Origin of the sequence: Affinundibacterium flavidum (assembly GCF_014284175.1) — a bacterium.
GTDB classification, from domain to species: Bacteria; Pseudomonadota; Gammaproteobacteria; order Burkholderiales; family Burkholderiaceae_D; genus Undibacterium; species Undibacterium flavidum.
Genome location: NZ_JACOGA010000002.1, coordinates 213,314 through 228,190, shown reverse-complemented (window position 1 = coordinate 228,190; position 14,877 = coordinate 213,314). Strand labels below are relative to the sequence as shown.

At 46.3% G+C, this 14,877-nt stretch carries 6 protein-coding genes; 5 read left to right on the top strand and 1 reads right to left on the bottom strand.

Translation table 11 applies throughout. The features are described from left to right. Positions 1 to 575 precede the first annotated feature (575 nt). A complete protein-coding gene (locus H8K55_RS02790; RefSeq protein WP_186940651.1) occupies positions 576 to 2,873 on the bottom strand; it encodes a M9 family metallopeptidase in 2,298 nt (765 codons plus the stop codon). Between the two features lie 903 nt (positions 2,874 to 3,776). Here H8K55_RS02790 and H8K55_RS02785 point away from each other — a divergent pair. The 5 genes from H8K55_RS02785 to H8K55_RS02765 all read left to right on the top strand — a co-directional run bounded on the left by H8K55_RS02785 (position 3,777) and on the right by H8K55_RS02765 (position 14,803). Continuing rightward, positions 3,777 to 6,818, top strand: a complete 3,042-nt coding sequence (locus tag H8K55_RS02785; protein WP_186940497.1) for a TonB-dependent receptor — start codon at positions 3,777 to 3,779, stop codon at positions 6,816 to 6,818. Between the two features lie 212 nt (positions 6,819 to 7,030). Then, positions 7,031 to 9,424, top strand: a complete 2,394-nt coding sequence (gene ygjK / locus H8K55_RS02780) for an alpha-glucosidase (RefSeq protein ID WP_186940496.1) — start codon at positions 7,031 to 7,033, stop codon at positions 9,422 to 9,424. A 258-nt stretch (positions 9,425 to 9,682) separates the two neighbouring features. Further along, positions 9,683 to 10,885, top strand: a complete 1,203-nt coding sequence (locus tag H8K55_RS02775) for a glycoside hydrolase family 27 protein (protein WP_186940495.1) — start codon at positions 9,683 to 9,685, stop codon at positions 10,883 to 10,885. A 203-nt stretch (positions 10,886 to 11,088) separates the two neighbouring features. Further along, positions 11,089 to 13,146 carry a glucosidase family protein gene (locus tag H8K55_RS02770; protein WP_186940494.1) on the top strand — a complete coding sequence of 686 codons (2,058 nt, stop codon included), beginning with the start codon at positions 11,089 to 11,091 and terminating at the stop codon, positions 13,144 to 13,146. Positions 13,147 to 13,465: 319 nt separating this feature from the next. Next, entirely contained in the window at positions 13,466 to 14,803 is a 1,338-nt protein-coding gene (locus H8K55_RS02765; RefSeq protein WP_186940493.1) for an amino acid permease, read from the top strand. Positions 14,804 to 14,877 lie beyond the last annotated feature (74 nt).

Sequence of the window (14,877 nt, the reverse complement as noted above, 5' to 3'; positions counted from 1 at the left end):
AGACGTCGGACGAGATACTTGTCGATGTAAGCGAACCCTCTGAAGAGATTGCATCTGGCACGAGATTTGCCCATGAAGTCTGGGAACTCCCCGGCGAATACATATGCCTCTGTTCATGTCAAGGCGAAGGCGGCTATCTCTATTCCAAGGTAACGCAAGAGATCTACGACTTTTCGCTAGAAAATAGAGAAGAGTTTTTGCATCGGCCGCATGCCCGTTGGAGAAGTTTCTATGATTTTATAAGTTGGTATCTGTCAACAGGAGGCGATGCCTCCGCCCTTCCAACAGGGTGATTGGCTCAACTGTTGCATCTGTCATCAGCCTAACTGGTTGTTTAACAGGACGCTTCCCGGCTTCGCTGGTAGCTGATTGTTAAAGCGAGCGTTAGATGTTAGGGGAACGTATGAGTACCGTCCAAATTTAAGAGGATTGAGAAATTTAATGCGATGATTGTCCACTCTGGGATTTGCAAAGAATAAAAAATGGACATCGCATAATTTGCACGATGTCCATTTTTTGTTGGCTTAGAACTTAACACCAACTTGCTGCTAACTTATTTCTAATTTACTTCAAACTCACTCCCAACTAGCCCCAACACTAACATTGCTAAATGGCGTTTTCGCTTTCAACATAATGTAGTACCAAGAATTCGCTGTCGGTGTAGCGAAGGTGATGCTTTCGCTATTGCCTGCCTTGGCGGATGCGCCATCGTAGACTGTGGTGCTTGGGTAGGCATCTTTTTTGACGTAGATATCGACATCGCCGCTACCGCCGCCAGTGAAGATTTTCAGATTTTTAGCACCTGCAGGAACCATCACGTAGACGTAGCTTTGTGTATCGGAAGTCACGTTTTTTAGTGAACAGTTATTCCCTAAATAGTAAGGATAAGGTGTGCTGCAATTTGGTAAGGCGGTTACAGGATCGATAGGTAATGGTGGCGTACCTGCGGTTGTTGCTGCTTGTACCCACGTCGCAAATTCACTGTCATAACGCGTACCGATATTGTTCATGTAAGTTTGATAGCCATCGTAGTCGCCCACACGGAATTTGGCTAAGACAGCGTCGACGTCGGCACGATGTCTTTCGTTCATAAAGCGCACCGCCATATAGCCCCATGGATAAGCACGGTTAGCATAATCGCTCATGTAGTAAGTATTACCCAAGATAGTGCTGAGTGGGTATGCAGCTGTTTTTGCGAGATCGATGGCGCGTTGGTTATTGTTTTTGTAGGACAGATATTCGGCAACACCTTCTATCCACCATACGGTTGGTTTGGTCGTCGCAGCACCAAAATCACCATACATATTGAAACGACCATCGAGGAAATGGATGTATTCATGTTCCAGATTCCATACTGAGAAGCTTGGACGCAACCAGGATGCTTCGTGCGCAATGAAACGTGCTTGATTATTCACATCGGCTGGATTGCCTTCCAAATACATACCGCCATTATTGGTGCTAATGCCAAAAATAATGCCTGCGTATTTGTTGTAGTTGGTGTAATCATCAAATACCACTAATTCCAAAGACTTGTTATTGTCATTCGCTACCGGTGTACGGTTGGTTGGCAACATGGTGTGGAAGTAGGTTTCTTCCGCGGCCAGTAAATCGCAGGAATTTTGCAGTTCTGCTGCGCTCATATCTTGCGCACGAATTTTGATCGTTGGGCTGCATGTGTAGTTATTTTTCAGAACTGCATTAGCTAGCGTAGTTTCAAAATTGCAGGTGCCATATTCGCTGCAATTGGCATTGTCATAGTATTTCACCGCCGAAGCAGCACCTAACCATAAATCACTATCAGCACCGGTCATGGTGCTATTCGCCAATTGGTATTGCACCATAGGTTTAACGGCCGGTTTCAAGTTACTGTATTGCATAAAGCGGAAGGCTTCGTTTTCCGTATCTTTCAATTGATATGCATAGTAAGTGTTGAGCAAGGCTGCTTTGTTATTCACGATAAAGTTGTTCATCGCGGTTGCGTAACTAATATCTTGCAACGTGGTCGCAGCATCAGCTCTGTAATGCGCGTAGTACATCACAATCAAAGCACCAGTAAATCCATCGGTGGCGGTGTAATTGAATAGGCCATTAACCGCATTTGGATTGTTGGCTGTATTTGTAAAGCGTGTAAATACATTCTTAATACTTGGCAGATAGTAGGCTTCGTCGCGGATGTTGGTGATTAACTTCATTACCTCAATCGCTGTGGACGATGCGACTGGATTATATTGGTACAAAGTGCTGCCATTCACCAGGGCTGAGATCGCTGGGCGTAGGCTGGTTTTTGTGCTGGCGGGAGCTTGCGCGGCACTCATGGTGTCGCTAAGGAAGTAGCCAGCGCGTAAATACAAAGTCAGATTGACCAAAGCCATATTGTTTGCGCTGTAGCTGCTTGCTTCTTGCGCAAAACGATTCGCAACGGCGGTGTAATTTGCATTGCTATAGATGTTGGCAGCCTGCGCACTGTTCAATTGAAACAGTGGGTAGGTACATTCAAAATCAGGTAGGTTGACCAGATAATTCGCGAGCGCTGCGCCACTGTAGCTTCCTAATTTTGCCATGTCAGTACAGTCCGCCGCTTGCGCCGCTGTCAGATCTCGTAGACCCGCACTGTTTTTGATGGTGGAGAGTTTTGCGTTATTTAATCGCGCATCTTTTTTGCTCGGCGAGAGATTAAATTTCACTTGCTCGGCACTCGGCGGTAAGGTCAAACGCTGTTGTGGCATCGGCGCTTGCTTGAGCTTTTTGCTCTCGTGACCGTGTTCAGTTAAGGGGGTAACGGCTTGAGCGACATTTTTGTCGGCTGCGTTACTGGTATTACTCATACTGCTTAAGCAAGCTCCAACGATGCTCGCCATGAGCAAGGTTTTCATCTGATAACTCATTGTGATCTCCAAGATAGATATTTTTATGGTCTTTAATCAATACAGCCTGTGTTGGCGTCGTCAAACTAAAGACCGCTTTTTCCAACAACTGTCAAATCACCGTCCAAGTACCAAGTCTAGCGAGCCAGTTTTCTGCGTTAGCCAGGTAACAAGTGATCGGTTTATTCATCTTATTAATATATCTGTGAAATATCTAATGATGAAATCGAATAGCTTGTTGAGAAGGAATTTATTCCATATGTCTAATGCTTAAATTTCTCACATTCACAATAAATGAAATTAAAATTCTATACATTTCAAATAATTAGATTTAAATTTCTATCGATGTGGTTATTCTGCCCCTATTACCTCGTCATATGGCCAAATTACCTATCTCAAAAAATGCACAATATTTCATCAAGGAAAGCATTTTAGAGCTATGTTAAATAAGTAATTTTGTGTTTTTGAACATTTACTCTTTGGCTTTAAATTCATTTTTAGCAGACTGTTTGATTTTCACCACGTTCATTGGATAGTGCTGAAAACCTGCTATCAGAGTGCCAAAGATTAGCTATTCCAAAATGCAATAGCTTCCACCGTTTTATTCATAAATATATTTATCTCCACTCGTTTAAAGTTTTTTCGTGGAGTGTCATGGCGCCTAGGCCCATATAAATTCATTTCGAAAAATCTGCTTTTTTATAAGTGGTATTAGTACTTCTGCAGATTTAGAGGGGTGAATTTCAGTGCGCTTGATCGATACATCACGCCCCAAAACAAATAATTTTGAAAATTAATAAAGAGTTCAATCAGGCTGGTCACTGACCAGTCCTACAAAGTCGCACAAAGTCTCAGCATAAGACTGCACTGAATGAATTCAAATCACCCTCAACTTTTTGGTAAGGTAAGTTTATGACGCAGAGTAAATTTTTCACACAAGGCCTGCAGCGAAAGGCGATCAGTGTCGCCATCGGTTTGTGCTTCGCGGGATTCGCGCATGCACAAAATGCCGACGGTACTATTTTTGGTCATGCCAAAGCAAAGGCACAGATTCAAATCGTTAATTTGGAAAACGGTACGAGCCGCACCATTGAGGCTGGCAACGATGGTAATTTCACCGTCCCGCGTTTGCCAACCGGTTTCTATAAAGTGATTTCTGGTGGCGTGACCCGTGAAGTGCAGGTTGTGATTGGTACTGGTACGGAAGTGCGATTAGATGATGTGCAAACTGTGACTGTGACTAGCTCTCGTGTGCGTAGTCCGATCGACGTTTCCAGTGCAGAATCGAACGTGGTCTACACCAACAAACAAGTGATCGCACTGCCAGTGGGACAAGACGCGACCTCTATTGCTTTGTTAGCGCCAGGCACGGTGAAAGGTGTTGGTGGATTCGGTGGTTTGGCATCATTCGGTGGTTCTTCTGTGGCTGAAAACGGTTATTACATCAATGGCTTTGATGTGACGAATATTCGTAAGATGATGACCTTCTTTAGTTTGCCATTTGAGGCGCTCAACGAGCAGCAAGTGAAGACGGGTGGTTATGGTGTGGAATTTGGTCGTTCTATGGGCGGCATTATCAACTCAACGACCAAACGCGGTACCAATGAATGGAAGTTTGGCGTTACCGGATCCTATTCATCGTCAAGCTTAAATACTAAAGATGACAAGGTTGTTATCAGCCGTGAACCAGAGGATATTAAGAACGGCAATAAATACGTTTATTATACAAATCCCGCAAATCGCGGTAGTGGTTTAAACGCATCCGTCACCGCGGGTGGCCCGATCATTAAAGACAAACTGTTCATGTTTGGAATGTTGCAGGCGAATCGTGTTAACTCTGATGGCTACGGCAATACAGGGAGTAGCCATTTTCAAAATAATTCTCCTCAAGGATTGTTGAAACTGGATTGGCAAATTACTGATGATCACCGCCTCGAATTTACAGGTATTGAAGCAGGCGGAAAAAGTAATAATATTGGATATAACGCCACTTTGGACGCGAATGGCAATCAAGTCGATCCGGTCCATTACAGCCAAACTCATATAGGTAAAGCGACGCCGACTTCGCTTGAATATAAGAATCATTTTGAGGTCTTAAAATACACGGGTTACTTGACTGATAATTTGACTTTGTCCGCGCAAATTGGACGCACTCAAAATAGTTCACGTTTTATTGACCCTCAAGCCTTCGGCACCGAATGCCCTGCAATTTTCTATAATAATGCTTGGCAGGGCGGTTGTTTTGATCCGAATCATCCGACGGTGCGCGATCTGAAAGCGCCTGATGATGGCGACAGTCGTAAAGGAAAACGTTTAGATCTTGAATACAATATTGGCGGCCATACACTGCGTGCTGGTTATGACAGTCAAAAATTTGTTTCAACCAATGCGGGTTATACCTATAGTGGCGGAATTTATTATCGTTATTATGACCAAACAAATCGTGATGGCTCTGTCAACGGTGTGCCGAATGCCGTGCCATATGGTTCAGAATATGTTCGCGTACGCCACTACCAAACTACCACGGGTGCTTATGAAGTCATCAATAATGCTTGGTACGTCGAAGACAACTGGAAGATCGCTAAAAATGTGATTTTGATTGGCGGTTTGCGTTCTGAAGCTTTCAACAATAAAAATGCCGATGGTATTAGTTTCTTGAAAAAAGATAACTTGATTGCGCCACGTGTGGGCGCAGTGTGGGATGTGAATGGCGATGCGAGCATGAAGGTGTATGGAAATGCTGGGCGCTACTATATTCCAATGCCATCCAATATCAGTGTTCGCGCAAGTAACTCTGAATACACGATAGGTCAATTTTATAGTTTTTCTGGAAAAGATCCGAAGACACTCGCGCCATTGACTTTGGGGCCGCAAATTGGCTCATCGATTATTACTGGTAGTTTGCAGGCGCCAAATCCAGCCACACTGGCAGATACTGAATTGAAACCTATGTCACAAGATGAATTGATTTTAGGTTTCCAAAAAGCGCTGACTAAAGATTGGACTATCGGTGTGAAGGGCGTGTATCGTAAGGTTCAAAATGGTATGGATGACTATTGCTCTTCTGGTGGCATCGCGCAATGGGCGAAGGATAATGGCTATACCAAGTTCAATCCTGGCACGATTCCAACTTGCATGATGGTCAACCCAGGTAATGACTTGAATTTGGCACTCGATCTGAATAATGATGGAAAAATGCAGACAGTCAGAATTCCAAATAACTATTTAGGTTTGGCGAAATATACGCGTAACCATAAAGCCTTGGAAATCGGACTCGAACATCCATTTGATGGTAAGTGGGGTGTACAAGGTTCCTATACTTGGTCACGCACAGAAGGTACGGCCGAAGGCTTTGTACAATCTGACTTGCAGCAAGATGATGCAGCTGGGTCGCAAGACTTCGACTTTGGTTCCTTTACGCATGGTGCCTATGGCCGGACCGCAAATGATCGTACTCACCATATTAAACTCAATGGTAACTATGCGATTAACGATAATTTCCGTGTAGGTGGTGTTTTGGATGTGGCTTCTGGTCGCCCAACTAGTTGTTTAGGCTATGTTCCTCCGACAGTGAAAGATTTTTATGGTCCTGATGGCTCGACGAAAGGTGGATCTGGTGGTTATACATCCGGTTCTAGTTACTACTGCTTGAATGAGCAAGGTGTGACGACCTTGGGCCACCGTGGCAATGGCAAGTTATTGCCATGGACGACATCTTTCAATCTTGATTTTTCTTATATCAAAAAGTTAGCTAATAACAGCACCTTGACTTTGCAATGGAAGATCTACAACGTGTTTAATACTCGCACGGTGACCGAGATCGCACAAAATCGTGACTATAGTCGTCAAGACACTCTCCAACCTAGTGGCAATCGTCTGAATTTGAATTATCAAATACCAACCGGATTCGCGCCGCCACGGACTATGAGTTTGCACGCTCGTTATGAATTCTAATTTTTAGTCATCAGTGTTGTCATTAGTTTTTTTATAGGTTTTCCGTATTACTCCTCAAGTAGCTTTGGGGCTGGCGTTCTCGTCAGCCCCTTCTTTTTGACGCCTTGATTTTTGTGATGCGATCATTTTTCGCTTTGCAGGTGGAGTGTTTGGCGCAGCAAAATGCTAAGATATTTTTTTCTAAGAAAGTGTATAAGAATATGTGCAAATTTATGAGACGGCATAAGTTACTTGTATTAATCCTCTTAGTTTTCTTTGGTACTGCGCAAGCCTCAGATAAAGTGTTGAATCGCACTGGCTTGCCAACCGCAATGCAAGATTTTGATCACTATCAAAATCAGCAATTCAATCCTTTATTCGATGCAGGTAGTTGGCACGGTTATTTATTGCCAGACCGCGCAGAGTTTGCGGGAACTTTCCCCGGGCCTTTGTTGGTTTTTGAAGAATACAGTTTGTATCTGGCCGATGCGCTGGAACGCTTTCAGATCAGAGACAGTCTCACAGGTGAGCAGTTTGATCTCGCGCGAGCGCAGCTGAGTCAAAGTAGTGGCCCAGGTCAGTTAAGACAAACAATAGAATGGAAGAATTTACGGGTGCATCTGGATCTGTATTTTCTGAATCAATATGACGCCATCGTGCGCTATCGTCTGGAAAATACATCACCCAAGCGCATGCAATTGGAATGGCATTGGCAGGGGCAATTGATGACGTCTTGGGATAAACGGCAGACCGTGGCGCAACGCTTTCCCGATTGGCAAACAACACTGAGTGCAACACCCGACGGCATCAAAGTCGCATTTAGTCGACAACGCGATATTTTAAATCTGATGACTAGCGGCGCTGCCAGCTATCAGATCATACGCAGCTTGCCAGCACAAACTTCTGTGCAGGATAAATCTTATCAAAGCGAGATGCGCATGGCGCCATTGGCGGCGGGCGCTGGCACGGTTTTTTATAGTATCTATCGTTATCAATTGACGAACGATGTGCCGCCGCATGTCGACGTTGCCCACTTGTTTGCCCGTGCGGAGGAATTGATCAGTAAGAATCAATTGCGGTGGTCGCAGTGGCTTGCAAAGTTGCCTGCAACGGCCTTAAGCACTAAAGCATTCGAGACTTTGATTGCGAACTGGCGCGCGCCGGCCGGAAAAATAAAGCACGATATTGTGGTGCCATCGACGACGGCACGCTGGTTTAACGGCGCATGGGCTTGGGATTCATGGAAACATGCGTATGCCTTGGCTGCGGTTGATGCGCAGCTAGGCAAAAACGTGATGCGCGCTATGTTTGATTATCAGATCAGCGCTCAAGATCCGTTGCGCCCACAAGATGCGGGGATGTTGATCGATACGGTTTTTTGTAATCAGGATGCTGCGCGTGGCGGCGATGGTGATCATTGGAATGAGCGCAATTCCAAACCACCCTTGGCCGCTTGGGCAGTGTGGGAATTGTTTCAGCAAACAAAAGATTTGAATTGGCTGCGCGAAATGCGCCCGCGCTTAGAGGCATATCACACATGGTGGTATCGCAATCGCGATCATAACCAAAACGGTTTAGTCGAATATGGAGCGACAGTACACCCTATCCATACTACTAAGGACGGGCAACTACGATTTAAGGTCAAATTACCTGCTGATCCGGGATTGCCAGCATGTCGTCAACAGACTGACGGCATGTATGATTGCGCAGGAATTTCTGCCTATGAAAGCATCTTAGCTAAGCGCGCGTATCAACAATTGGAATTGCCTGTACAAGAAGCTGCTGCCTATGAATCTGGGATGGATAATGCCGCCCGCTTTGGCTTTATTGATGACCCTGCCTTGCAACGCTATGCCGATCAATATTATCAAGGTAATTTAGCACGAGCCAGAATTGACTGGCAGGTCAGGGTGTTTGAAAACCGCGACGCCCAAGGTGCATTGCAAGGGTATTCCATCAATCAAGAGTCGGTCGATTTGAATGCCTTCTTGTATCAGGAAAAAATGCTGCTAGCGCGTATTGCCGACGCTTTGCAGGATCGCTCTGCCGCGCATCAATGGCGAGTGCAAGCGCAAAAATTGAAACTGAGGATACAAGCGTGTTTTTATGATGCAAAAACCGGATTTTTTTATGACAGGCAGATCGACGCCAAGCCTGAGAATCAAATAGGTAACGCTTGTCAGGGAACATTGTTAAGCCAACGCGGGCGTGGTCCTGAGGGATGGTCGCCACTTTGGACAGGCGCCGCCAGCAAGGCGCAGACTAAAGCGGTGATGCAAACGATGATGAATCCGCGCGAATTTCTGACGCAAGTTCCCTTACCGACGGCGGCACTGAGTAATCCCGCCTATGACCCTGAAAGTTATTGGCGTGGTCGGGTCTGGTTAGATCAACTTTACTTCGGCATAGTTGGCTTACATAACTATGGCTATCACCAACAAGCTCAGCGCATACAACAACAATTCATGCGTGGCGCGATGGGTTTGCAAGGCGATGCTTCGATTCGCGAAAACTATCATCCATTGACTGGGCGCACGCAAGGGGCAAGTAATTTCAGCTGGAGCGCTGCGCACTTGCTGATGCTAGAGCGCTTGTCGCAGAAGCCGCGGTCTTATCCTCCTAAATAAGTAGTTCATATATGCTTGCGCCCCCTCTTTTCACCCAGCATTACGGGGTGGTTGGGGGGAGGAAGGGCGCTTGCTTCTTTTTATGATCGGCTGATTGAAAATTTACACAAGTCGCTCTTGTCCTTGTTATTCCAGTTTCATATAGCAGTGAGGAATTAATTCATAAATACGATCTAGCTGTCTCCTTTAAGCTTGCGTTACGAGCCATGTAGAACCTGTACACATTGTGATAATCACTGACTAACCAGAGACAACAAGATGAAGCGTTTAATTTATTGCTTACTACTCAGCATTGTGAGTAGTGTTATGCCGCTGCAGCAAGCGCAAGCAGAAGCTGCGCCACCGCGCCCGCCACGGCAAGGTAATGGGCTGGCGTTGACGCCGCCTATGGGTTGGAATACCTGGAACAAGTTTGGCTGCAATGTCAGCGAGACATTGATTAAACAAGCCGCCGATTCTATGGTCAGTAATGGTATGCGCGATGCAGGTTACGAGTACATCGTGATCGACGATTGCTGGCAAGTCGGGCGCGATAAAGACGGTAATATTTTGCCTGATCCGGTGCGCTTCCCATCCGGTATGAAAGCCTTGGGCGACTATATTCATTCTAAAGGTTTGAAATTCGGCATTTACTCAGACGGCGGTAGCTTAACTTGTGGTAAACGTCCGGGTAGTCTTGGACATGAGTATCAAGACGCCAGAAAATATGCGGAGTGGGGCGTAGATTATCTGAAGTACGATTGGTGTTCGACTTACGATCAAAACGCCAAAGCGACCTATGAAAATATCAGCGATGCTCTGCGCGCAACGGGCAGGCCTATCGTCTTGAGCATTTGCGAATGGGGCTTACACAAGCCTTGGGAATGGGGCAAAAATGTTGGCAATCTGTGGCGCACCACCGATGATATTTATGATCACTGGCAAGGCATACGCACCTTCGAGCATGGTGTGATGGATATTCTCGATCTGCAAGTTGGCTTAGAAATCTACGCTGGACCAGGACATTGGAATGATCCTGATATGCTAGAAGTCGGCAATGGCAAGATGAGTTTTGAAGAATATAAATCGCACTTTAGTTTATGGGCGATACTGGCAGCGCCATTGATGGCTGGTAATGATTTGGCGAATATGTCAGAAGAAACCAAGTTCATTTTGACTAACAAAGAGGTGATCGCGATTGATCAAGATGCGCTCGGTATCCAAGGCAAGCGCGTTTTCAAGAATGGTGATCTGGAAGTGTGGGCGCGTCCACTCAAAGGTGGCGGCAGAGCGGTGGTTTTACTCAATCGTAGTTTGAAAACGCAAGCCATTACCGTCGATTGGGAAATGCTGAATTTGCCAGAACAATTGAGTATGAAAGTACGTGATCTATGGCAAAAGAAAAACTTAGCCAAGGCTAAGGGTAGTTTTACTGCAGATGTCGTATCGCATGGTGTAGTGATGCTGCGCTTGGATCTATAATTGTTTAGAACTTGCGCAAAACAGACGCTGGCGTTGTTGTGTTCGCCTCGTCGTGCAATTGCACTGTCTTCGGCTCCACGCCTAGCCAGCGCAATTTTGCGTAAGTCCTAATGTTTTAATCTGTGTTGTAGTTGAAGGGATCCTTACCGTGGCGTAGGGATCCATATTTCCATTTATTTCGTCGTACACGAGGCATACCACTCATGCGTCTATCTTCTCAAACATCATTGGCTGTTAGTTTGCTTGTTGCAAGTTGTTTTGTATGGTCAACATCAGCTAGCGCGCAAGCGAATATTCCGACATTTCAAGCACGTTGGTCATTGCAAAATGGCAGTCTCGCCTGGCAAGTCAAAGACGCTCACACTGATCAATTAGAAATGAGCGGACGTCAGGTTTCTGCAGTGATCGATTATGGTAGTGATGCGCAGGCCAATCTGGTATTGAAGCGTACTGTGGTATGGCCGATGTTACGCACCATTCCCGATGATACGCATGCCAGCCTGATGCGCCAATTTGCATTGCCCGATTCACCGCACCTCAGTATTAATGGCAGTGATATTCAGCCAGAGAAATTGAAACGTGTGCATTTCGATGGTCAGTTACGTTTGGTGTCTGAGTTAGCCAATGGCGTACAGTTGACTCGCTTGTTGTCACCTGCACCAGATGAACCAGCTTTGATCGAACGTCTGATTTTAGAAAATCGTAGTGGCAAGCCGCTGCAATTTAATTTCGCGGCCTTACAAAAAATCGAAACGACAACCGCTAGTGCTGGTACGCACGGATCCTATGTGATTCAAGCTAATTCCCCAGCACGTCAAGGTAAATTAAAAGACGGCGGCATCACCGTATTGGATGTGGTCTACAGCGCACGGCTGGCGAATGAAATGGTGTATGTCGACGTGGCAGAGCAGCTAAAAAAACGTCAATCAAAATTGCATGAATGGCGTAGTAAATTGGTGTTAGAAACGCCAGAACCAACTTTAAATGCGATGTTTGATTTTGCTAAAATCCGGGCCGCTGAAAGTATATTCGCGACCCGTGGCGGACTGTTGCATGGCCCTGGCGGTACGCGTTACTACGCAGCGATTTGGGCTAACGATCAGGCAGAATATGCGAATCCTTTCTTCCCGTATTTGGGCGATGCCAGCGGCGTGGAATCTGCCATCAATAGCTTCCGTTTGTTTGCCCAGTTCATGAACCCCGACTATCGCCCGATTCCCTCGTCAATCATTGCCGAAGGTCGTGGTTATTGGGACGGTGCTGGCGACCGTGGGGATTGCGCCATGATTTCTTATGGTGCTAGTCAATTCGCCTTAGCGCAGGGCGATGCGATCATCGCTAAACAATTGAGTCCGTTGATCGATTGGTGCTTAGAATTCACCCGCAGAAAGCGCGATGCGGCCGGTATTATCCATTCCGATAGTGACGAATTAGAAGGACGTTTTCCGGCTGGTAAAGCCAATCTCAGTACCAATGTTTTAGCCTACGGCGGCCTAATTGGCGCGATGCATTTAACCGACAGCACTGAGCGTCAGCAAACATTGAGGAACGAGGCTGAGCGGCAAAGACGCGCAATTGATCAATACTTTTCAGCGAAGGTGGGTGGCTTTGATACCTATCGCTATTACGAAGGCAACGATAAATTGCGTGCCTGGATTGCTTTGCCCTTGGTGTTTGGTATGCCAGAACGGCAAGCTGGCACCGTCGATGCGCTGCTCTCACCGCAACTTTGGTCAGCGAATGGTCTTTTGAGTGAGGCAGGTTCCAAAACCTATTGGGATCGCTCTACCTTATACGCATTCCGTGGTTTGATGAAGATGGGCGAGCTGGAAAAAATTCTGCCTTACTTCCGTTATTACTCGAACCTCCGTTTGCTCGGTGAACACATTCCTTACGCGATAGAAGCCTGGCCAGAAGGTAATCAAAGACATCTATCCGCCGAAAGCGCCTTGTATGCCCGCACCATCACCGAAGGTTTATTTGGAATTGAGCCAACAGGTTTGCGTAGTTTTACGATGACGCCACGCTTACCAAAAGCTTGGCCATCGATGGCATTAAAAAATATTCGTGCATTTGGCGTTGGCACCAATGTAAATGCCGATGCCGATGACAACACTCAGCAAGGATTGGACATCATTACGACTAGGAATAAGGGTGGCAAAGCCGGTGGGCAAAGAGTGCAGGTGCGTTTGTATGGCAAGACCCTGTTTGATCAACGCTGGGACGGTAAACAGGCGATCAAAATACAACTGCCTGAATAAGCATTTTGCATACAAAAAAGCGCAGAGTAAGACTGGATAGGCAGTTATATGAATTCGCATTGACTGTCTTTTTTGCTTGGTGATTTTGGACGAACTTCAGCGAACAGAGCCGAAGACATCCTTCAATAAAAACAAAAGCTGATGCGAATAGCCAACAAATCAGCTTGTTATGCGACAGTATCGATAGCAAGCTACGCACAGATACAGTATTTACTAGCGATGCAGCGGTGAACCACGTAGCATGATCCGCACTGCCATTGATACTTTCATCCCTTCATACTTTCAAACATTGATGGCGTTCAGTATGAGATCCATCACGATGACGACAATAAATGCTAAGCCGATAGGATTCTGGACCAGCACCGCGCTGATTATCGGGAATGTGATCGGCATGGGTATCTTCATGTTACCCGCCTCACTCGCGCCGTATGGTTTTAATGCCTTCATCGGTTGGGGAATTACCTTAGTTGGCTGTATTTTTATCGCACAGGTATTCGCTCGTTTTGCCCGCGCCTTGCCACAAGCAGATGGCCCCTATGCTTACACTCGCGCGGCCTTCGGCAATGTGTTTGCGTTCTTTATTTTGTGGTGTTACTGGGTTTCGGTGTGCATTACGAATTCGACTCTGGCCATCGGTATCGTCGGATATTTAAGTAGCCTGTTTCCAGTATTAGCAAATACTGCCTGGCTGGCACCTCTCACGGCGATAGCGTTGATCTGGTTTTTTGTGTTGGTCAATTTGCGTGGCTTGCAGACTTCTGGGCGCGTGCAATTGATTTCAACTTTGCTGAAGTTGTTGCCCATGTTGGCCGTGCTGATGTTAGGCTTGTATATGTTACTTGCCGATGCTTCGGTGTATGTCGCTCAGTTACCGACCACGCCGCTATCGTTGGAAGCTAGCGCTGCTGCTGGCACCATCGCTTTGTTTGCGATGTTAGGTGTGGAGAGCGCAACCATACCCGCAGGTAAAGTGGACCATCCCGAAACTACGATACCACGCGCCACGATGGTGGGCACGATAGTGACGGCGGTGATTTATATCGGTGTCTCGGCGATTCCCTTATTGCTACTGCCGCAAGCTGAATTGGTTAATTCCAATGCGCCTTTCGTCGATTTATTTCATCACTATCTGACGCCAGATTCCGGGCGCTGGATAGCTTTGTTTGTCATCATTAGCGGCTTGGGTGCATTGAATGGTTGGACCATGATTGCGGGCGAAATGACAGTCTCGATGGCAAATCATGAAGTATTTCCTGCTAGCTTAAAAAAGCATAATGGTCGCGGCGCTCCGGCAGCGGCTTTGATCCTGACTGGCATTATCGCCAGCCTGATGATTGCGATGAACTACAGCCGCAGTCTGGCGCAGGGCTTTACCTTTTTGAGCGTGATGGTCACGGCATCAAATATGCCACTCTATCTATTCGCGGCAATTGGTTTGATCAAACTATGGCACCAAGAAAAACTCGCCGGCGAAAGCAAGCGCTCGTGGGGCTTGCCGATCGGTGCATCTTTGGCGACAGCGTATTGCATCTGGGCGTGGTTTGGCGTTGGTACCGAATCTATGCTGTGGGTAACGGTCTTAGGTGTCGTTGGCTTGCCGCTATATTTTGGATTGCAGTATTGGCGGCGCGCATCTCATCGAAAAGATTCCATATAAAGTTAAGGATAACGATTCAAAGTAAGGGTTCCACAAAAGTGAAGCTCGTTTCAAAAGAAAAATAATCGTGAGAC

What these genes read in the sequence shown, in the direction of transcription:
- H8K55_RS02770 (WP_186940494.1), top strand. Translation starts at nt 11,089, where the DNA reads ATGCGTCTATCTTCTCAAACATCATTGGCTGTTAGTTTGCTTGTTGCA.
- H8K55_RS02765 (WP_186940493.1), top strand. Translation starts at nt 13,466, where the DNA reads ATGACGACAATAAATGCTAAGCCGATAGGATTCTGGACCAGCACCGCG.
- ygjK (WP_186940496.1), top strand. Translation starts at nt 7,031, where the DNA reads ATGAGACGGCATAAGTTACTTGTATTAATCCTCTTAGTTTTCTTTGGT.
- H8K55_RS02785 (WP_186940497.1), top strand. Translation starts at nt 3,777, where the DNA reads ATGACGCAGAGTAAATTTTTCACACAAGGCCTGCAGCGAAAGGCGATC.
- H8K55_RS02790 (WP_186940651.1), bottom strand. Translation starts at nt 2,873, where the DNA reads ATGAAAACCTTGCTCATGGCGAGCATCGTTGGAGCTTGCTTAAGCAGT.
- H8K55_RS02775 (WP_186940495.1), top strand. Translation starts at nt 9,683, where the DNA reads ATGAAGCGTTTAATTTATTGCTTACTACTCAGCATTGTGAGTAGTGTT.